Raw genomic sequence first — 19,738 nt, 5'->3', positions numbered from 1 at the left:
TTCCAAGGGGGATTTCATATCCATGACGATGCATAAAGCGGCCCTGATGGTTGCAGGCCCGGCGCTATTGCTGGCCGCCTGTGATCCTGCCGGAAACGGAGATGTCACTGTGAACGAAACGGCAGCCTCATCCCACAGCCAGAGCGAGGAGCGGGCGGGCGTGGACGCCGAAGCGCGCGCGCTGAACGCGGCCATCCAGTCCGGCTCGGAAGAATTGCTGTGGCTGGAAGAGGTGGAGGGCGAGGAAGCCCTTGCCTTTGCCCGGGCGCAGAACGAGCGCTCGCTGGGCCATCTGCAGGCCGATCCGCGCTATCAGCAGCACTATGACCGGGCGCTGGAAGTGCTCGAAAGCACAGACCGCATCCCGTTTGTGACGGTGCGCGGCGGCGAGCTGTGGAATTTCTGGCAGGACGCACAGAACACGCACGGTCTGTGGCGGCGCACCACGCTGGAAAGCTATGAGACGGCGAACCCTGAATGGGATGTCGTGCTCGATCTCGATGCGCTGGCCGACGAAGAAGGGCGCAACTGGGTGTGGCGTGGCTCGTCCTGCCTGGCACCGGATTATCGCCATTGCATGCTGACGCTTTCCGATGGCGGGTCGGATGCGGCCCATATCCGCGAATGGGATATGGAGAGCCGCAGCTTTGTCGAGGATGGCTTTGTTGTTCCGCCGACCAAGGGCACGACCGCCTGGATCGATGAAGACACGCTGCTGATCGCCACCGCGCTCGATCCGGCTGAAACCACGACCTCCGGCTATCCGTTCGTGGTCAAGCGCTGGACGCGGGGCACGCCGATAGAAGAGGCGCAAGTGGTCTTCACCGGTGCCGCCAGTGATGTCGGCGTGTGGCCGGCCCGCTTCCAGCAGGCCGACGGCACGTTCTATCTTCTGGCCACGCAGGCCGAGACCTTCTTTGAGAGCGTGTACTGGCTGCTGCCGGACAATGCGCAAGGCGAGCCGATCCGCCTCACCCTGCCGCGCCGGGTCAGCCCGCAAGCCCTGTTTGGCGACCAGCTGGTCTTCTCCATCGAGGAAGACTGGACGCCCGTGGAAGGCGGCGAAACCTACCCCCAGGGCGCGGTGCTTTCGCTCTCCATGTCGCAGCTGGCCGCAACCGGCGAACTGCCCGCCATCGAGACGGTGTTCGTACCCGGCGAGCGCCAGTCGGTCGGCGGGTTTGCCGCTACGGCGAACCATTTGCTGGCCGTGATCGACGAGAATGTCGTCGGGGGATTGTGGGTCTTTGCCCGTGATGAAAATGGCTGGCAGCGCCGCCAGGTGGAGACGCCGGAGAACACCTCGGTCTCCATCACCACGGCCGATGACCAGTCCGATCTCGCCTTCGTCTCGGCGCAGGGTTATCTGACGCCGAACACGCTCTACCGGGTCAGCGCGGATGCCACTTCGCTTTCGCCCGCCAAGTCCATGCCGGCCTGGTTTGATACCACCGGGCTGGAAGTGGAGCAGCGCGAAGCGGTGAGCCGCGACGGCACACGCATTCCCTATTTCATCATCCACAACCCTGAGCGCTCAGGCGCGCAGCCCGGGCCAACCCTGCTCTACGCCTATGGCGGCTTCCAGGTCAGCCTGAACCCGTCCTATTCGGGTACGATGGGCCGGCTCTGGCTGGAAAATGGCGGCACCTATGTGCTGGCCAATATCCGTGGCGGGGGCGAGTTCGGCCCGGCCTGGCACCAGGCGGGCCTGACCACCAATCGCCAGCGCATCTATGACGATCTGATTGCGGTCTCGGAGGCACTGATTGCCGACGGTATCACCACACCGGGCCAGCTGGGCGTGGTAGGCGGCTCCAATGGCGGGCTGCTGACGGGTGTCATGTACACCCAGCGTCCGGATCTCTTTGGCGCGGTCATCAGCCAGGTGCCGCTGCTGGACATGATGCGCTTCCACACCATGCTGGCGGGGGCCAGCTGGCAGGCCGAATACGGCTTCCCGGACGAAAACCCGGACGAGCGGGCCTTCCTGCGCTCCATCTCCCCGCTGCACAATGTGGACCCGGACCGGGAGTACCCGCCGCTCTTTCTTCTGACCTCGACCAAGGATGACCGGGTGCATCCCGCCCATGCGAGGAAGCTTGCCTATCTGACCGACGCGCTCGGCCTCGACATGCTCTATTACGAGAACATGGAGGGCGGCCACTCGGCGGCGGCAAACCTGCGCGAAACAGCCAACCGGCTGGCGCTGGAATACACTTTCCTGATGCAGAATCTGATGGATGGTGAGGAATAGGCGCTTTCAAGCCTGCGCCTGAAATTGAAAGCCCCGCCGGAGTGCTCCGGCGGGGTTTTTTGTGCGATTGTGGAGTAATCTACTGTCGGCAAGAGACATGAGCCGCAAGGAGAGGGATGTGTATGAGCGCGAAGGATAAAAAGCCGCCGGTCTTTGCGAGCGAAGCCGAAGAACGCGTCTGGTGGGAGGCAAACGACTCCGCTGACCATGTGGACTGGAGCAAGGCCGAACGCGTGCGTATGCCCGCGCTCAAGCCAAGCTCGGCCTCCATCTCCCTGCGCCTGCCGGTCGCGCTTCTTGAGCGTATCAAGATCGCCGCCAACAAGCGCGACATGCCCTACCAGTCCCTGATCAAGGCATGGCTCGCGGAAAAGGCCGATACTGCGCCGGAGAAAGCGGAGCAGGGTTAGCTGAGCGCCTTCTCCAGCTTCGCGATCAGGTCCGGAAACGCGTTTCTGGCGGCATCGATGAGGAAAGCGATATCGACCCTGTCATAGGCATTGGCGAGACGGGTGCGCAGCCCAATGGCCTTCTTCCACGGGATGTCCGGGTAGTCCACCACTATACCCGGCTCGCTTTCAATGGCTGCGCGAAGGGCTTCACCGACAATCTCACAGGCGCGTTCAAGTGCGCGGCGGGCGACAGGGTCATTCGCAATCACGTCAGCGTCCCGCTCAGCGACAAGCTCATGCGCAAAGCGCGCTTCGGTGAGCGCGTCTGACAGGCGTTTGCGTATCTGGGCCCTCACAACACGACCCTCACACCTGTCATCGCCACCTCTTGCTTGAGTTCCGGCGAGAGGGAGCGTATGTGGATCACGTCCACATCGCGCAGGAAGATGTCTTCCAGACGCTCGGCCACCGCAATGAGCGCGTCATAGCCAAAGCTCTCCTCCGCCGTCTCGATGACGACATCCACATCGCTGGCGGCGTGGGCCTTGCCGCTAGCTATCGAGCCGAAGAGGGTGATCGCGGTAACGCCAAGTGCACGCAAGCTGTCCCGCCCCGCCATCAGGCGGGCGCGGGCATCGTTCAGCGTGGGTATGGCGAGCACTGTGTCCATATGCGCAGTGATAGCACGGTTCTGACGCGGTCACCCTACCCCATGGTGGGGATGATGAAGGACTGGTCAGTAACCTCGCCGGTGGGCCAGCGCTGGGTGACGGTCTTGATCTTGGTGAAGAAGCGCACCCCTTCCATGCCGTGCTGGTTGGAATCGCCGAAGGCCGAGCGCTTCCAGCCCCCGAAGGTGTGGTAGGCAACCGGCACCGGGATCGGCACATTGATGCCGACCATGCCGACATTCACCTTGGCGGCAAACTCGCGCGCAGCCAGGCCATTACGGGTGAAGATGGCAACGCCATTACCGTACTGGTGTTCGCTGGGCAGGCGTGCGGCTTCTTCCAGGTCTTTTGCGCGCACGATCTGCAGGACCGGGCCGAAGATTTCCTCCTGATAGGAGCGCATGTCCGGGCGCACGCGGTCGAAGAGCGAGGGGCCGACAAAGAAGCCCTTCTCATGGCCCTGCAACTCGAAGCCGCGCCCATCGATCAGAAGCTCTGCGCCCTCTTTCACGCCCATCTCGATATAGCTTTCGATGCGAGCCTTGTGGGCGGCAGTCACGACCGGACCATAAATGGCGTCCGGGTCCAGCGAGTGGCCGGGGGTGAGTTTCTCGATTTCCGGGATCAGCGCCTCGATCAGCTTGTTGGCGGTGTCCTCGCCCACCGGAACAGCCACAGGCAGCGCCATGCAGCGCTCGCCAGCCGAGCCGAAGGCGGAGCCAACGAGGTCCTTGACGACCTGATCCATGTCCGCGTCGGGCATGACGATGCCATGGTTTTTCGCGCCGCCCATGGCCTGCACGCGCTTGCCGTTTTCCGCGCCCTTCACATAGACGTACTGGGCGATGTCGGACGAGCCGACGAAGCTGACGGCCTTGACGTCGGGGTGCTCCAGAAGCGCATCGACGACTTCCTTGTCGCCATGGACGACGTTCAGCACGCCATCGGGCAGACCGGCTTCTTGCATCAGCTCGGCAAGGCGCAGCGGCACGGACGGGTCGCGCTCGGAGGGTTTGAGGATGAAGGCATTGCCGCACGCGATGGCGACGCCAAACATCCACATCGGGATCATGGCCGGGAAGTTGAACGGGGTGATCCCTGCGACCACGCCCAGAGGCTGGCGCATGGAATAGACATCAATGCCGGGGCCGGCCCCTTCGGTGTACTCACCCTTGAGGAGGTGAGGCACGCCGCAGGCAAATTCGACCACTTCCAGCCCGCGCTGGATGTCGCCCTTGGCGTCAGCGACCACCTTACCGTGCTCGGACGCCAGCAGGCGAGCGAGATCGTCCATATTCTCTTCAACCAGAGCCTTGAAGCGGAACATGACGCGGGCGCGGCGCTGCGGATTGGTTGCCGCCCAGCCGATCTGCGCGTCCCGTGCGATCTCCACAGCGGCCGCCAGCTCGGCTTTCGTTGCCAGCGGCACGCGCGCCTGCACCTCGCCAGCGCTCGGATCGAACACATCGCCGAAGCGGTCAGAGGCGCCAGCTTCGTGCCGGCCTTTGATGAAATGCGGGATTTCGCGCGTCATGGAGGGTCTCCCAGGGATTCGAACGGAGTGCGCCGAGTGCTGACGCAGTTCCGGCCGAGGCATAACGCCGTCCCCAGGACATGTCGAGACAGGGCTGCTCTAGTGCTCTGCGGGCCTTGCCCTGACAAAGTCGATGCGCGTGCCAACAGCAAGACGGCCGGAAAGTTCATCCTCAGCCATCAGCCCCCCGCGCCAGACCGCTGCCCGCTGCTGGTCGAGGAGCTGGATCTGGTATGGCCTGTCCTCGTGAACTGCCCACAACACCGCTCCGCTCAGGGCGGCCGGGCAGTCATCCGCGACAGTCAGGCCGCCGCCGGAATGAAACTCGACGGAGCAGATATCGCTCCCCTGAAGCCGCCATCCACCGGCCAGGCGCTCCTGCGTCGGGCTCAGGGGCCGGCCGGTGAGTGTTGCCAGTTCTGCTCCGGCCCGGTTGTCCGGCGTGCGAATATCCTCTTCCAGCAGCCGGGACGGGCCAAAATCACGTCCATCGCCCTCATCTGAACGGCTCTCGCACGCAGCAAGTGCAATCAGAGCGAGTGCGGCAAATTTGTCGCATTTCTGCCAAAATGATCGCTTCGTTCGCATCACGGTCCTGCGATAATTGATTAACTTTTCGTTAGCAGTCTAAGCTTCGTCACCGAAAAATTGAAGTCTCGTGCGGACGGCAGATGAATTACCGTCCCGAAGATTATAACGGTTTGAAGGGGAAACATCATGCACCGGAAAATGAATCTGAAGGCATCACTCGGAACGGCGGCCTCCGCCCTCGTGCTCGCGGTGGCGATTGGCAGTACGGCCAACGCCCTGCCCATCCGCGATGATATCGGCGTCGATGGGGCGGTCGATACAGACAATGTGTGGGCCGGCGTCGGCATGATGTGGAACCGTACGCCGCTGGGCACTTTCGTGTGCACCGGTCAGCTCATCAACCCGCGGACGGTCGTCTGGGCTGCGCACTGCGTCGATGGATACAATGAGATGCTGTATGGCGGGGAGCAGGGCGGCATCCCCATCGGTTTCGGCTTTCAGGTTGATTCACTGCCCGGCTATTTTGACTGGACCGATCGCGGTCTGGCAACGGGCGACTGGTTGTCCAATCCAGATCTGGCCTTCTACAACGTGCTTCAGGTCCAGGCGCCCTTCGGCCTGGACGGCGAGTTCGATTTCCCGGGCGGGGACGTGGCGCTGGCCACGCTGGACACACCGGCGATCGGGTTGCCGACCTACGGCATGCTGTTCTCACCGATCACCGAGGACATGCCCGTCTCCATGGTCGGTTATGGCGGCACGGGTATAGGCTCGGGCGTCAATGTGGGTATTGACGGCAAGCGCCGCGCCGGCACGAACATGCTCAACGGCCTGTTCAGCCAGATGGACTTCATCGGCGCGTCATTGGCTGTACCGGGATTGGCGGGCTTTTTTGGCCCGTCCGGCGACCAGCTGCTCTACCATATCGATTTTGACAGGCCCGATCGTGATGCAAGTGATTGCTACCGTGCCGGTCCGTCAGGCAATCCGGGCATTTTCGGACCGGACGATCTTCTCTGCGATACGCCGCCCTGGTCGGACGGTCTGACCTGGGACTTCAATCAGCTGATCTCGGTGAATAATCAGATCGACTGGTTCCCGGGCGATGCGACCGAGCAGGAAGCCGGTACGCTGGGCGGGGATTCGGGAAGCGGGCTTTTCGTCGAAATGGACGGCCAGCAGCTTGTCACCAGCGTTCTGTCGGGCGGCTGGGTTGCGGGCCTGTTTTCGCCTGCCAACACCCTTTACGCCGACGTGTCTTACTACAATCCGCTCTTCCTCTATCAGAACTGGATTGCCGAGCAGAACCCGTATGTCTACGCGACCGCGGCAGCAGGAGACGGTGACTGGTCGGATGCCAGCCGCTGGACGCGGGCGATGGACCCGTCCTATTTCGTCGTCGATGCGCAAGGCAATCTCGTCAACGGCATGTGGGCTGATGCCCCGGAGACACCGGAAGACGGGCTGGCCCTGGAAGGCCCGCTATTCGGGACCATTTTCGACACCACGGCCGAGGGCTACCGCGATGGTGACCTGTTCGACAATTCGCCGGACTATGGCGCGTCAAGCGCGGCTGAAAGCGCCGCATCCAGTGCCGCGTCTTCGGGCAGCAGCACGCGCAGTGTAGACAGTGTCGTCGAACTCGGCGCTGGCGGGATGAGCTACGGTCCGGCGCAAATGACCGCCGGCGTGCAGGTCATTGATAGCAGCGCCCAGGAGCCGCGCGTGGGCGGCTTCCTCCCGGCCGACAATATTGGCCGGATTGACGATGAGGAGCTTCACGGCGGCCAGACGCCATCGACGGTGATCAGCGTTGCTGAATCAGACGGGCAGGCTCAGGCGGCGGAAACCGACCCGCCGGTCTCCGGCTTTGCCATTGGCAGCTCCGATTTCGTTCCGAACAATTCCTATGGTCTTTTCGGTACGTTTGCCGGGGCGATCACCGGTGATGTTGCACGCTTCTACGATGTGACGCTGAGCGCCAGCGGCACGACGACGGTCGATATGAATGTCGAGATCGACCGGCTTCGCCTCACCGGCGCCAATGCAGGCTTCGTTCTGCCCGAGGAGAATGTCTTCTCCACCCTCATCGCTTTCGACCAGAGCGCCGGGCAATCCCGGATTGATGGTCTTCTGCTTGCCCGTGAGGTCATGATGACCGGCGGCCTGATGCACGGTGATGGTATTATCAGCACGCTCACCTTCTGGAACGTGGCCGGTATGGTCAGCCCGGGCGCGCTGGGCGAGGTCGGCGAGCTTGTCATTCTGGGCGACTATGTGCAGACAGCCGCCGGTGCACTGATTTTCGACTGGTCGGCAGAGGGCAGCGATATGCTGCTGGTTGATGGCAGTGTCGCACTGGGCGGTGTTGCCGGCATCAATCCTGTTGGCGGCTACATTCCGACCCGCGGCGACCGGCGCACTGTGCTGGAATATTCGGGTGATCGCGCTGGTGAGTTCGACGGAATGATCGATCTGCCCGGCGTGCTGTTCCTTTCACCCGTCTATTCGGACGGCATGGTCGAGTTGCAGATTCTGGCTGAAGATTTCAGCGATTTCGCCAACTTCACCAATCCGTCACAGGCAACCCTCGGTGCGCGCTTCGACCAGCTGCGCGATAATCCCCAGGCTGGTCCGGTGGCATCCCTCTTCCAGGTGATGGACCTGTTGCCGAACGGGCCGCTGGAGGATGCGTTCGAGAATCTGGTGCCACATGAGGGCTTCCAGCTGCGCCGGACGCTGACAAGCCATGGCGATCTGCTGGCCGGTGCCCTGCGCGGCCGTATGCTTCAGGGCGCGGGAGCGGGCGGTGGCACGCCTGGCGGCAACCAGGCCATGTTCAGCCTGATGGGGTCTGAAACGGGCGCAGGCATGGGCGGCATGTCGCTGGCCGAGGCCGCCCGCGCTGCCGATGCAGGCGGCCAGCCGGATGTGCATGATCTTGGCAACGGGTTTGAGGTGTTCTTCACGGCGGGCCTTGTAGACGCCTCGGCTCCGACCACGGCCAGCTCGGCCAATGCCGATATCGAAGGCGGGTTCGCAATGGCCGGTATCGATTATGGCCGGAGCCATGGCTGGCGCTTCGGCGCGGCCATCGGTTTTGCCACGTCGGAAAGCGATCAGGCCCTGGCCGGCGGTGGTGCCGCCAATAGCCGGGTGGAGAGTGTCCAGCTCACCGGCTATGCCGCCTATCGGGGCGAGAGACTGCAAGGTCTGCTCGCAGCGAGCTATGGCGATCACAGCTCGCGTGCCCGGCGCGATGTGGCTATTGGCGGACTCGTTTTGCCGGTTACCGGCACTCTGAGCGCCAGCAGCTATGATCTGACGGGTCAGATTGGCTACACCGTGACCAATGGCGCTCTGCGTGCGACGCCGATGGCGAGCATTACCTGGCACCGTGTCGAGGTTGATTCGGGCAGCGTGACCGGTTCGCCTGCCGCTTTTGATCTGTCGAGCTATTCGGACAGCTTCACAACGGCTCGCGTAGGGCTGGATGCCGGGCTTATCGTGAACAATGCCCGTTTCACGCTCGAACCGCGTGCCTATATTGGCTACGCCAACCGGCTCAGCGATGAGAGCGAAACCATTGCGGGTGATTTTGCCGGAACGCCCGGCACGCAGGGCCTTATCCTGGGTACCGGTGTGGATGCCGAAAGCGACTGGTTTGAAATCTCGGTCGGCGCAATTGCGCGTCTGGACAACGGGATCGATCTGTCACTGGCCTATGAGACCCGTGCAGGTAGCAACCGGATCCGTGACGTGGACGCACTCATCTTTGGTCTGCGCACCCGGTTCTAGGGCAGAAACACCCGTGAACTGAAAAGGCCGCCTCGTTTAACGAGGCGGCCTTTTTCTTGCGGATGGGCGCAGATTCTAGCGGTTGCGCTCAAGGCGGATGCGCACGCCATCGCTCATGGCGCCCTGCCAGGAGCTGTTCGCGTTCGCCCGCTCGCCGGCGAAAAGCGTGTCGCCGGCGGCGTCCACAAAGATGAGATGTCCGCCCTCGTCCTCCTCGAACTGCCAGAACATGGTTTCGGCGATTTCCAGCTCGCACTCGGGCGAGACGGCAGCAAGGCCCGCCGCGCCCGCCATCAGGGCCATCGCGCCTTGCGGGCGGCGGGCAGGCGGCATCAGCACCAGTGCGCACTGCGTGCCATCCTCCGCCGTGGCTGTGTAGTTTCCGGCGATGGCCGCACCTTCAGGCGTTTGCGCGGCAAGCAGGAGGGCAATCAGCATACTCATTGCGGCCAGGTCCTTTGCTGGATCAGCGTAGGGTGCCAGCCTAGCGCGCCTTTGTGTTCACGTCGCCCCCCGGGCCGCACTACATGGAGCGCTGGCCGACGCGCTTTGACACTTCGGCGGCGCTCTCCTTGCGCTCGCTATAGCGGTCCACAAGATAATCGGCGCAGTCGCGGGTCAGCAGGGTGAATTTCACCAGCTCCTCCATCACATCGATGATGCGGTCATAGAGGGAGGAGGGCTTCATCCGGTCATGCTCGTCAAACTCCAGCCAGGCTTTGGGGACCGAGGACTGGTTGGGGATGGTGATGAGGCGCATCCAGCGCCCCAGCACGCGCAGCTGATTGACCGTGTTAAAGCTCTGCGAGCCGCCCGACACCTGCATCACGGCCAGCGTCTTGCCTTGTGTGGGCCGCACCCCGCCGAGCGATAGCGGTATCCAGTCAATCTGCGCCTTCATAATGCCCGTCATCGCGCCATGGCGTTCGGGCGAGCACCACACCATGCCCTCTGACCACATCACCAGATCGCGCAGTTCGGCGACCTTGGGATGGCTCACATCCGCATCGTCAGGGAGCGGCAGGCCGGACGGGTTGTAGATGCGCGTTTCCGCGCCGAGGCGTTCCAGAATGCGGGCCGCCTCCTGCGTTGCCATACGGCTGAAGGAGCGGTCGCGGACCGATCCGTAGAGCAGAAGGATGCGCGGCCTGTGGCTGACGCGGTTGGCCGGAAACAGCCGCTCCGGCTCCACATCGCGATAGCAGTCCTCGTCCAGATGGGGCGTGGAGAGATCAAGGCTCATCAGGGTTACTCCGTCGGGAATTTCGCGCGCGTGCGGTTGGCGAGCGCGACCAGCGAGAGCATGACCGGCACCTCCACCAGCACGCCCACAACGGTCGCCAGCGCTGCGCCGGAATTGAGGCCGAACAGCCCGATGGCGACGGCGACCGCCAGCTCGAAGAAATTGGACGTACCGATCAGGGCGCAGGGCGCGGCCACGTTATGGGGGACTTTCCACATCCAGGCTGCGCCATAGGCCAGCGCGAAAATGGCGTAGGACTGGATGATGATGGGCACCGCGATCATGGCTATCACCAGCGGTTGGGACAGGATCGTCCCGCCCTGAAAGCCGAAGAGCAGCACCACGGTGGCGATCAGCGCGCTTATCGAAACCGGCTTGATCCGGGCATTGAAGCCGTCCAGCCGCGCCATGCCGCCAGAGCGGATCAGCCAGCGGCGGACCGCTATGCCTGCGATGAGCGGGATCACCACGTAGAGCACGACGGAGAGGACAAGCGTCTCCCACGGCACGGAGATGGAGGTGACACCCAAGAGCAGCGCCACGATGGGTGCAAAGGCGACGACCATGATGGCGTCGTTCACCGACACCTGAACGAGGGTATAGGCCGGATCGCCTTTGGTGAGCTGCGACCAGACAAACACCATGGCGGTGCAGGGCGCGGCGCCCAGAATGATCAGGCCCGCAATATACTGCTCGGCGTTTTCCGGCTCGATGAAGCGGGCGAATACCCCTTCAAAGAACACGACCGCCAGCAGCGCCATGGTGAACGGCTTGATAAGCCAGTTTACCACCAGCGTGATGATGAGGCCCTTGGGCTTCTCGCCCACACGCATCAGCGCGCCAAAATCCACATTCACCATCATCGGGAAGACCATCGCCCAGATGAGGATGGCGACGGCCAGATTGACCGAGGCGTATTCCAGCCCGGCCAGAAAGCCGAAAACGCCCGGTACCAGTGTTCCGAGCGCGATACCGACGAGAATCGCCAGACCCACCCAGACCGAGAGCCATTTCTCAAACGGGCCGATCCCGGCAGGCGCAGCGTCTTTGGGTGCAGTCATGGCGGTGTCACTCAGGGTTGGAAATCAGGCAGGGACGCGCCTTCATGCGCGGCCTTCAGGGCGGCTTTGAGCGCGGCCGGGTCAGACAGATCACCGTCAAACGCCAGCACCGCTTCGACACGGGCTTTGAGCGCCTGATAGGTCTGCTCGAACGCTTCGCGGCAGGCGGCGTCCGGCGTCACATAGGCGGGGTCTGGCAAGCCCCAATGGACCTGTACCGGCGCGCCGGGCCAGATGGGGCAGGTCTCGCTGGCGGCAGAATCGCACACCGTGATAACGCCGTGGATTTCAGGCGCTTGGTTTCCGGCGAACACATCCCAGCTTTTCGAGCTCAATCCCTCAGTTGGGAGGCGGTGGCGGGCAAGCGTTTCGAGCGCCACCGGGTGTGGTTCGCCCTTGGGCTGCGACCCGGCAGAGACGGCGGTGATTTTCCCCTCACCCAGCGCGTTAAACAGGGCCTCACCCAGGATGGAGCGGGCGGAGTTTCCGGTACACAGGACAAGAATGCGGATCATGGCGCGCGCTCCGGTGGGGTTGTTGCGGCCTCTTTAGCCTTGACATTTCAATATTTCAAGAAGTATTGAAATGAAATGTCAGATCGTCCCGAACTTGCCGAAGCGCAAGCCTGCGCCCAGCTCTCCGCCCTCGCCCATGAGGGCAGGCTGCGCATATTCCGCGCCCTTGTCGCTGCAGGCCCCAAAGGGCTTGCCGCAGGCATACTGGCGGAGCAGGTGGCTATCAGCCCCAGCAATCTTTCCGCCCAGCTGGCGGTGCTGACCGGGGCGGGTCTCGCGCAGGTGGAGAAAGCTGGCCGTAAGCGCATTTATGCCGCCAATCTGGTAGCGACAGCAGAGCTCGTGAGCTTTCTTATCGCCGATTGCTGCGGCGGGGATCCAGCGCTGTGCCGGGATGTGACGGCCAAGCTGGCGGTATCCGCGCTGAGGGCTTGCAACTAGGGCGCACTCACGCGAACTCTAGTCGTAATGAGCCAGTACCCCGCCGACCTCTATCCCATTCCCCCCGCGCCGCCCCAGTCGGCTAAGGAATTAGTCGATCAGCTGATCGATGAGCGTGCGCCGCGTCTGAGAAAACATCCCTGGCTGTGGAATGTGGTCAGGCCCACGGCGGGCGCGCTGATGGGCTATCGCGATGCCATTGCGATGGTGGAAACGGTAAGGCCGATGCGGGCGCGTCAGGCGTTCGACTGGGCGGCAGACTATCTGGACCTGACGGTGAACACGCACGGGCTTGATGCCATTCCCGATACCGGCCCGGTGGTGATTATCGGCAATCATCCCGGCGGCATCGCGGACGGTATCGCGCTGTGGCAGGCGATCCGGGAGAAGCGCCCTGATCTTTGCTTTCTGGCCAACCGGGATGCGCTGCGCGTCTGTCCGGGCCTTGAAGACATGCTGATCCCGGTGGAATGGCGCAAGAATGCGCGCAGCCGGGCCAATGCCCGCGATACGCTGCGTGGCTCCATGGAGGCGCTCAATCATGGCCGCTGCCTCGCCATTTTTCCCTCCGGGCGCATGGCGCGCTGGCGCTGGAGACGCTGGGGGCTGGTGGAGGAGCCGTGGGCACCGACGGCGATCTCGCTGGCGCGGCGCTTCAATACGCCGGTGGTGACGCTGGGTGTGCGCCAGTCCATGCCTATCGCCTTCTATGCGCTCGATCAGATCCATGAGGAGCTGCGCGATATCACGCTCTTTCACGGGCTGATGCGCCAGCGCGGCAAGACCTATCGCATGCGCTTTTCAGACCCTGTTCCCGCCCGCGAGATACCAGGCAGTGAAGCTGAAGCCAGCGCCTCAATCCTCAAACTGGCCGAGGCACTGGCCTGGGGCCGGTAGAAAAAAGCCCCGGCGGATCGCTCTGCCGGGGCCATTCTCTTACGCAGAAGGCGGAACGCCTAGTAGCGGTAGTGCTCGGCCTTGAACGGGCCTTTCTGCTCCACGCCGATATAATCGGCCTGTTCGGTCGAAAGCGTGGTCAGTTTCGCGCCCAGCTTGTCCAGATGCAGCGCCGCCACCTTTTCATCGAGATGCTTGGGCAGGATGTAGACATCGTTCTTGTACTGATCGCCCCGGGTCCACAGCTCGATCTGGGCCAGCACCTGATTGGTGAAGCTGGCGCTCATTACGAAGCTCGGATGGCCGTTGGCATTGCCCAGATTCACCAGCCGTCCTTCGGACAGCAGGATGATCTTGTGGCCTTCGGGGAACTCGATCAGATCGACCTGCGGCTTCACATTGGTCCACTGGAAATTGCGCAGCGCCTCGACCTGAATCTCGTTATCGAAATGGCCGATATTGCAGACGATGGCCATGTTTTTCATGGCGCGCATATGATCGACGGTGATGACGTCCTTGTTGCCGGTGGCGGTGACGACGATGTCCACCTCGCCAATCACGTCCTCAAGGCGGACAACGCCATAGCCGTCCATCGCGGCCTGCAGGGCGCAGATCGGGTCGATCTCGGTCACGGAAACCCGGCAACCGGCCTGTGACAGGGATTCTGCCGAGCCCTTGCCGACATCGCCATAGCCGCACACAACGGCCGTCTTGCCGGCCATCATCACATCGGTGCCGCGCCGGATGGCGTCGACCAGGCTTTCACGGCAGCCATAACGGTTGTCGAATTTCGACTTGGTGACAGAGTCATTGACGTTGATGGCCGGGAAGGCCAGCTCGCCGCGCTTGGCCATCTGGTAGAGGCGCATCACGCCGGTGGTGGTCTCTTCGGACACGCCCTTGATGCTGGCTTTCGCCTTGGCAAACCAGCCGGGGCTCGCCTTGATGCGGCGGCGGATGGCGTCAAACAGCCAGCGCTCTTCTTCCGATTTCGGTTCGCCGAGGATGGAGGGGTCTTTTTCGGCTTTTTCGCCGAGCTGGAGATACATGGTGGCATCGCCGCCATCATCCAGGATCATGTTGGCCGTTTCGCCATCCGGCCAGTGGAAGATGGCGTCGGCATAATCCCAGTATTCCTGCAGCGTCTCGCCCTTGACGGCGAAGACCGGCACGCCGGTTTCGGCAATGGCGGCGGCGGCATGGTCCTGGGTGGAGAAGATATTGCACGAGGCCCAGCGCACTTCGGCGCCAAGGGCGGTCAGCGTCTCGATCAGCACGGCGGTCTGCACGGTCATGTGCAGCGAGCCGGCGATGCGGGCGCCTTTCAGGGGCTTGGACTTGCCGAACTCCTCGCGCAGCGCCATCAGGCCCGGCATTTCGATCTCGGCCATGTCCAGCTCGATCCGGCCCCAGCGGGCCAGCGAGAGGTCCTTGACGAGATAGTCTTTGCCGTCGGGCGTGTTGAACAGCAGGGTCATGGATGATCCTTCTTTTTGCGCAGGGTTCGAAAACTGGAGTGCTTGGTGTGCGCGCTGTATAAACCCCGCGCAGATACAGCGCAAACGGTGTGCTGAGCGCTGTCACGCCGTTGACACAGGGAATTTGCAAACAAGAGGTTAAACCGGCCCGTTTTTTGTATACACTCTCTTAACGAGGGGCGTCTGTGCCATTGGCTGACAGCCGTGACGAGCACGAATATGGCGCGTGATGAGGGGAATACCAGGCATGGCGATATTGCCGACAGCTCACGCTACCCAGCGCTTTGGCAGCCGGGCGATCGATTTCTACGTGGCACCGGGACAGGTGATTGGCTCCGATCCGCGCGCCCGCGCGGACGAGCGGCGTATCCAGGATCTTGATGGCGAGCGCCATCCTGTGCGGATCGGCAAGCGCGACTTTGCGCTTGATGCGGGCGATTACGCCGCCGTGATCCGCATGCAGCCCGGACCAAAACGCCGTTCGAGCCCGGTCGCGGTCGTCAATTACCGTACCAATAGCTGGACGCGCACCAGCCAGGACAATACCCGCGTATTGTCCCGCGCCGGGGTGTCGCGCAATGCCAACTGGATTCTCACCATGGCGGCGATGGCGGTTCTCGCCATGCTCATTGCCTGGCCGCAACTGCTTACCGTGCTGGGACTTTTCGCGCCGGGACTGGCTGCGGGCCTGCCCGTGTTTGATATCTTCGCCGCGCTGGTCAGCGTTCAGCCCGGGCTTGCCGATGCCCGCCTGACCGAGACGGTTCCGGCCGTATCGGAAAGCCTTGCCGCACTGGCACCGCAGCTCTCCGGCTATGAGGGGACTGCGATCTTTGCTGGTCTTGTGGCGGCAGGTGCTCTTCTGGCTTTTGCAGCGCGCTCCTGGCGGTTTGCCTGGGTGCCTGTCTTCCTGGTGCTAACGCTGGCGGCAGCGATTGCCATTAATGGTCCGGAAATGGCGGCCATTCCGGCCCTGCTGGCTCTGGCGGGCAGTGCGGCCCTGTTCATTGTCGCGGGCATGGTCAATCGCTGGCGGGATGCAGCGCGGCTTGAAGCGCGCATTGCCCGGCTGGCCGACCATGTGCTGCGTCATCCGCCGCAGGAAATGGTGACCCGGCGCGAGACACCCGCCGAACTTAGCGATGCTGCCGGGACGCAAGCCGAGGCTGAAACGGCCGGCGATGAAGAGGCGCAGGGCGTACCGGCTGCAGCGGTAGCGGCACCTGTTGCTGCTGTTGCGGCGGCGGCTATTTCGGCCCGTACGGCGGACGATCAGGTTGCGGACGGTCAGAGTGAAGAAGACGCCATCGTTGACGGTTCTGAAGAGGAAGCGGGCGAGCTGCCCGAAGCCGAGGCCGGCGCGCCGTCCGAAGGTGCGAGTGAGATGGCTGCACCCGAAACGGACGCAGCTGGCGACGATGCGGCGCATGACCCACGCGCTGAAGCGCGCTCCATGGATATCGCACCGCCGCCGCCCATGCCGTCAGAGGCCCTGTCGGGGGGTGCCTCGGCTGAGCGCGTCAACCGGGATGCCGAAGGCGTGGACGCTGGCTCTGACGCCAGCGTCGAAGCGGTTGCGGATTCCGGTGTGGAGGCCGAAGCAGGCCCGGTGGTCACCGAGACCGAAACCCTGCAACCCGAAGCGCCTGTCGAGGCGGCCGGGATTGTGCAGCCGGAAACGGATGGTGATGATGCCCGTCTGGCCTCCGAGGCGGAGGATGCGGCGATAACGGCGGATGATGCCTTTGTCAGCGAGGATGCGGGCGGCGAAACCGGCGAGCGTCCGCGCGAGGGCTAACTACTCGCCTTCGTCGAACCCGTTTTCGATGAGCGTGCGCAAGGCTTCGGTCAGCGCCTGAGCGTCGCTGCCTTCTGCGCTCAGCGTCAGCTGAGTGCCCGGCCCGGCACCCAGCATGAGCAGGTCCATGATGGAGCGGCCATCAGCCTGCTCGCCGTCGCGCTCCACGCTCAAAGCTGCGGTGTATTCGCGGGCTAGCCCCACAAACTTCGCGGCAGCGCGTGCGTGCAGGCCGCGCTTGTTCACGATGGTGACGTCCGCCGTGTATGCGCTCACGACAGCCCGTCAATCAGATGGGAGCCGACGGTGATATAGCGCCTGCCCGCGCTTGAGGCATTGGCGGCGAGGTCGGAGAGGTTCATGCGCCCGCGCGCCTCGGCCAGCGTTATCATCATGGGCAGGTTTGCGCCTGCGATCACCTCCACCTTGCATTTCTCAAGCAGGGACATGGAGAGGTTGGACGGTGTGCCGCCAAAAATATCGGTCACGATGATGACGCCATCGCCGCTATCGGCGGTCTCCACCGCTTCGCGGATATCGCTCCTGCGCTGCTCCATATCGTCATCGGCGCCTATGGAGACGGCCACACATGCCGCCAGACGGCCCACGACATGTTCGGTTGCTGCCACCAGTTCCTGGGCAAGCTGACCGTGGGTGACGATGACGAGGCCGATCATGGAAACTCGAAAAAAGGAGCAGGGGGCGAAACGGTACGTGACCGCTATGTAACCTTGCATTTCAGATATGTGAAAGGGGCCTCTTGTAACGCGGCCACAGGCGTGCCTTTCAGGACACGCTCGGCAGCCAGATCACCATGCGCGCGCCACTTGCCGGAGCGGTCCGGTTTTCGGCGTGGATCGTCCCACCATGGGCGGTAATGATCTGGCGGGCAATGGCAAGACCAAGCCCGGAATGGGTGCCAAAGGCTGTGCCAGCCGGGCGCTGCGTGTAGAAGCGGTTGAAGATGGTCTCCAGCGCTTCGGGCGGGATGCCCGGTCCCTCATCTTCCACCGTCACGATAAAGCGCTCGCGGGCCTGGCCCTGGCCACGGCGGATGGTGATGCTTACCGTGCCGCCGGGCGGCGAGAAAGTCAGCGCATTGTCGATCAGATTGGTGAAGACGCGTCCCAGCGCCTCCTCGCGCGCGCCGACAAAGGCTTCCGCAAGACTGGTCTCAACAACGAGCTGGGACGGTGAGGCACGCTCTCCATCCACGTAGACGCGCACGATATCGCGGATCAGGCGTACCAGATCCACCGGCCTTACCTGATCGCGCGCCAGCTCGGCATCGAGCCTTGAGGCATTGGAAATGTCGGTTATCAGCCGGTCGAGGCGCTGCACATCCTTCTGGATCACGCTGACCAGGCGCTCGCGGGCGCTGTCATCGCGCGCACGTACCAGCACCTCGGCGGCCGAGCGGATGGAGGTGAGCGGGTTCTTGATCTCGTGGGCGACGTCGGCAGCAAAGTTCTCAATCGCGTCCAGCCGGTCGTAGAGCGCGTCGGTCATCGCCCGGAATGCCTGCTCCAGATCGCCGATCTCGTCGCCCCGGCGCGAGAAATCCGGCAGGGGCACGCGCCTGCCGCCTGCCAGCTGCACGCTGCGCGCCGCGTCCGACAGACGCTTTACCGGGCCGGCGATGCGCAAGGCCAGCAAAGCCCCGAAGGCGACAATGATGAGCGCGGCAAAGCCCAGATAAGGCAGGATGGCCACCCGGTCAGCGGCGATCAGCGCGTCATAGTCATAAGACTCATAGGTCACCGAGCCGACAATGGTCTGGACCGGCGCTATGGCCAGCGTCACCGAGACGACGCGTTCGCCATAGCGGCCACGGCGTACGCCGGCCACCGCTTCGCCGGTTGTCTGGGCAAGGGCGATTTCCTCGCCCAGCGAGCGTTCGCGCGCTTCGCGCTCTTCTGCAGGCAGAAAGAAGCCGCCGACGAAGTCGCGCGCCATGCGCCAGAGACCGGTGAAAAACCCCTCCACATCGCGATGACCGGGCGGCGGCAAAAGCTCGACACTGACCCGCCCGGCGCTCAGATAGCTGTCGGCGGCGAGGCGTCCTTCGGGGCTGTGGATCATGGCGCGCGTACCTTCGGGCACGTAGAGCCGGGCCAGCACCTCGGCGGCAATGCGCGCATTGAGCACAGGCTCAGGCGAGCCTTCGACAGCCGTCTCGGTGATGACATTGCGGATGATGTCGGCCTGCTGGGTCAGCGAGTCGACCTTGGCGTCGATCAGCCCGGTGCGGTTCTCGATGAGTGCCAGAGTGCCGAGCGCCAGAAGGCCCAGCGCAAACAGATTGGCAACAAGAATGCTCGCTGCAAGGCGCGAAAACAGCGCCTGACGCAGCGTCGAGGGAAGCTGGGCCAGCCGGGCGCGCAGCCGCCCCGGCTCACGCCTCCTTGTAGCGGTATCCGACGCCATACAGGGTCTCGATCCCGTCAAAACTGTCGTCCACGACACGGAATTTCTTGCGGATGCGCTTTATGTGGCTGTCGATCGTGCGGTCATCGACATAGACCTGATCGTCATAGGCCGCGTCCATGAGATTATCGCGGCTCTTCACATAGCCCGGACGGTTGGCCAGCGCCTGCAGGATCAGGAATTCGGTGACGGTCAGGCGCACCGGCTTGCCGTTCCACAGACAGGCGTGACGGTTGGGATCAAGGGTCAGCGAGCCGCGCACCAGCGCCTTCTGGTCGGTCTCACCGGCCGGCAGATCGGCATCATCGGGCTGGGCGCGGCGCAGGACCGCCTTGATGCGCTTGGCCAGAAGCTGATGGGAGAAGGGTTTGGCGATATAGTCATCGGCGCCCAGATCCAGCCCCAGCGCCTCATCAAACTCGCCATCCTTGGAGGTCAGGAAGATGACCGGCAGGTTGGAGCTCTGGCGCACCCGGCGCAGCAGTTCCAGCCCGTCCATGCGCGGCATCTTGATGTCGAAAATGGCCAGATCGGGTGGGTTGTCAGCCAGCACGCTCAGGGCGTCCACGCCATCGGTATAGGTCTGCACCTGATAGCCTTCGCCCTCCAGAAAGAGAGAGACCGAAGTGAGAATGTTCTCGTCATCATCGACAAGGGCGATCTGGGCCATACGCGTTGCGATCCTTTGACCGGGGTAA

General features: G+C 63.3%; 19 protein-coding genes. 6 read left to right on the top strand and 13 right to left on the bottom strand.

The window, feature by feature from the left end; translation table 11 throughout:
* Positions 1-22: 22 nt before the first annotated feature.
* Entirely contained in the window at positions 23-2,254 is a 2,232-nt protein-coding gene (locus ACQ5ID_RS11715; RefSeq protein ID WP_429912629.1) for a prolyl oligopeptidase family serine peptidase, read from the top strand.
* 122 nt (positions 2,255-2,376) lie between these two features.
* Complete coding sequence (locus tag ACQ5ID_RS11710; RefSeq protein WP_429912628.1) at positions 2,377-2,664, top strand: BrnA antitoxin family protein; 288 nt, start codon at positions 2,377-2,379, stop codon at positions 2,662-2,664.
* Here ACQ5ID_RS11710 and ACQ5ID_RS11705 read toward each other — a convergent pair.
* From ACQ5ID_RS11705 to ACQ5ID_RS11690, 4 genes are all read right to left on the bottom strand, one after another.
* Positions 2,661-3,002 carry a HepT-like ribonuclease domain-containing protein gene (locus ACQ5ID_RS11705; RefSeq protein ID WP_429912627.1) on the bottom strand — a complete coding sequence of 114 codons (342 nt, stop codon included), beginning with the start codon at positions 3,000-3,002 and terminating at the stop codon, positions 2,661-2,663. The two genes, ACQ5ID_RS11710 and ACQ5ID_RS11705, sit on opposite strands and share 4 nt — an antisense overlap.
* A complete protein-coding gene (gene mntA / locus ACQ5ID_RS11700; RefSeq protein ID WP_429912626.1) occupies positions 2,999-3,316 on the bottom strand; it encodes a type VII toxin-antitoxin system MntA family adenylyltransferase antitoxin in 318 nt (105 codons plus the stop codon). Before mntA ends, ACQ5ID_RS11705 begins: the two co-directional genes overlap by 4 nt.
* 35 nt (positions 3,317-3,351) lie before the next feature.
* Entirely contained in the window at positions 3,352-4,851 is a 1,500-nt protein-coding gene (locus tag ACQ5ID_RS11695) for a CoA-acylating methylmalonate-semialdehyde dehydrogenase (RefSeq protein WP_429912625.1), read from the bottom strand.
* A 99-nt stretch (positions 4,852-4,950) separates the two neighbouring features.
* Positions 4,951-5,439 carry a hypothetical protein gene (locus ACQ5ID_RS11690; RefSeq protein WP_429912624.1) on the bottom strand — a complete coding sequence of 163 codons (489 nt, stop codon included), beginning with the start codon at positions 5,437-5,439 and terminating at the stop codon, positions 4,951-4,953.
* Between the two features lie 129 nt (positions 5,440-5,568).
* Between ACQ5ID_RS11690 and ACQ5ID_RS11685 the strand changes: the two genes are divergently transcribed.
* Positions 5,569-9,180 carry an autotransporter domain-containing protein gene (locus ACQ5ID_RS11685; RefSeq protein ID WP_429912623.1) on the top strand — a complete coding sequence of 1,204 codons (3,612 nt, stop codon included), beginning with the start codon at positions 5,569-5,571 and terminating at the stop codon, positions 9,178-9,180.
* A 75-nt stretch (positions 9,181-9,255) separates the two neighbouring features.
* On the opposite strand, the gene ACQ5ID_RS11680 is transcribed toward ACQ5ID_RS11685, so the two are convergent.
* The 4 genes from ACQ5ID_RS11680 to ACQ5ID_RS11665 form a co-directional block, all read right to left on the bottom strand.
* Positions 9,256-9,624: a hypothetical protein gene (locus ACQ5ID_RS11680; RefSeq protein WP_429912622.1), complete on the bottom strand. Its 369-nt coding sequence runs from the start codon at positions 9,622-9,624 to the stop codon at positions 9,256-9,258.
* 79 nt (positions 9,625-9,703) lie between these two features.
* Complete coding sequence (arsH, locus tag ACQ5ID_RS11675; RefSeq protein ID WP_429912621.1) at positions 9,704-10,423, bottom strand: arsenical resistance protein ArsH; 720 nt, start codon at positions 10,421-10,423, stop codon at positions 9,704-9,706.
* Positions 10,424-10,428: 5 nt separating this feature from the next.
* Positions 10,429-11,484: an ACR3 family arsenite efflux transporter gene (gene arsB, locus ACQ5ID_RS11670; protein WP_429912620.1), complete on the bottom strand. Its 1,056-nt coding sequence runs from the start codon at positions 11,482-11,484 to the stop codon at positions 10,429-10,431.
* 11 nt (positions 11,485-11,495) lie between these two features.
* Complete coding sequence (locus tag ACQ5ID_RS11665; protein ID WP_429912619.1) at positions 11,496-11,999, bottom strand: arsenate reductase ArsC; 504 nt, start codon at positions 11,997-11,999, stop codon at positions 11,496-11,498.
* A gap of 75 nt (positions 12,000-12,074) precedes the next feature.
* On the opposite strand from ACQ5ID_RS11665, the gene ACQ5ID_RS11660 reads away from it, so the two are divergent.
* Positions 12,075-12,440, top strand: coding sequence for an ArsR/SmtB family transcription factor (locus tag ACQ5ID_RS11660; RefSeq protein ID WP_429912618.1), 366 nt, complete (start codon positions 12,075-12,077; stop codon positions 12,438-12,440).
* A gap of 27 nt (positions 12,441-12,467) precedes the next feature.
* Positions 12,468-13,337, top strand: a complete 870-nt coding sequence (locus tag ACQ5ID_RS11655; RefSeq protein ID WP_429912617.1) for a 1-acyl-sn-glycerol-3-phosphate acyltransferase — start codon at positions 12,468-12,470, stop codon at positions 13,335-13,337.
* Positions 13,338-13,396: 59 nt separating this feature from the next.
* On the opposite strand, the gene ahcY is transcribed toward ACQ5ID_RS11655, so the two are convergent.
* Complete coding sequence (gene ahcY / locus ACQ5ID_RS11650) at positions 13,397-14,815, bottom strand: adenosylhomocysteinase (RefSeq protein WP_429912616.1); 1,419 nt, start codon at positions 14,813-14,815, stop codon at positions 13,397-13,399.
* Between the two features lie 247 nt (positions 14,816-15,062).
* On the opposite strand from ahcY, the gene ACQ5ID_RS11645 reads away from it, so the two are divergent.
* Complete coding sequence (locus tag ACQ5ID_RS11645; protein WP_429912615.1) at positions 15,063-16,613, top strand: hypothetical protein; 1,551 nt, start codon at positions 15,063-15,065, stop codon at positions 16,611-16,613.
* On the opposite strand, the gene ACQ5ID_RS11640 is transcribed toward ACQ5ID_RS11645, so the two are convergent.
* The 4 genes from ACQ5ID_RS11640 to ACQ5ID_RS11625 all read right to left on the bottom strand — a co-directional run bounded on the left by ACQ5ID_RS11640 (position 16,614) and on the right by ACQ5ID_RS11625 (position 19,710).
* Positions 16,614-16,889, bottom strand: a complete 276-nt coding sequence (locus ACQ5ID_RS11640) for an HPr family phosphocarrier protein (RefSeq protein WP_429912614.1) — start codon at positions 16,887-16,889, stop codon at positions 16,614-16,616. It abuts the gene before it with no gap.
* A complete protein-coding gene (locus ACQ5ID_RS11635) occupies positions 16,886-17,290 on the bottom strand; it encodes a PTS sugar transporter subunit IIA (RefSeq protein ID WP_429912613.1) in 405 nt (134 codons plus the stop codon). The genes ACQ5ID_RS11640 and ACQ5ID_RS11635 overlap by 4 nt, the downstream gene beginning before the upstream one ends.
* Before the next feature lie 109 nt (positions 17,291-17,399).
* Positions 17,400-19,040, bottom strand: coding sequence for a stimulus-sensing domain-containing protein (locus ACQ5ID_RS11630; RefSeq protein WP_429912612.1), 1,641 nt, complete (start codon positions 19,038-19,040; stop codon positions 17,400-17,402).
* Positions 19,009-19,710, bottom strand: coding sequence for a response regulator transcription factor (locus ACQ5ID_RS11625; RefSeq protein WP_429912611.1), 702 nt, complete (start codon positions 19,708-19,710; stop codon positions 19,009-19,011). Before ACQ5ID_RS11625 ends, ACQ5ID_RS11630 begins: the two co-directional genes overlap by 32 nt.
* Positions 19,711-19,738: the final 28 nt, after the last annotated feature.

It is taken from the genome of Glycocaulis sp. (genome assembly GCF_050485565.1).
Lineage (GTDB): Bacteria > Pseudomonadota > Alphaproteobacteria > Caulobacterales > Maricaulaceae > Glycocaulis.
This window is presented reverse-complemented; position numbering and strand designations above follow the sequence as displayed.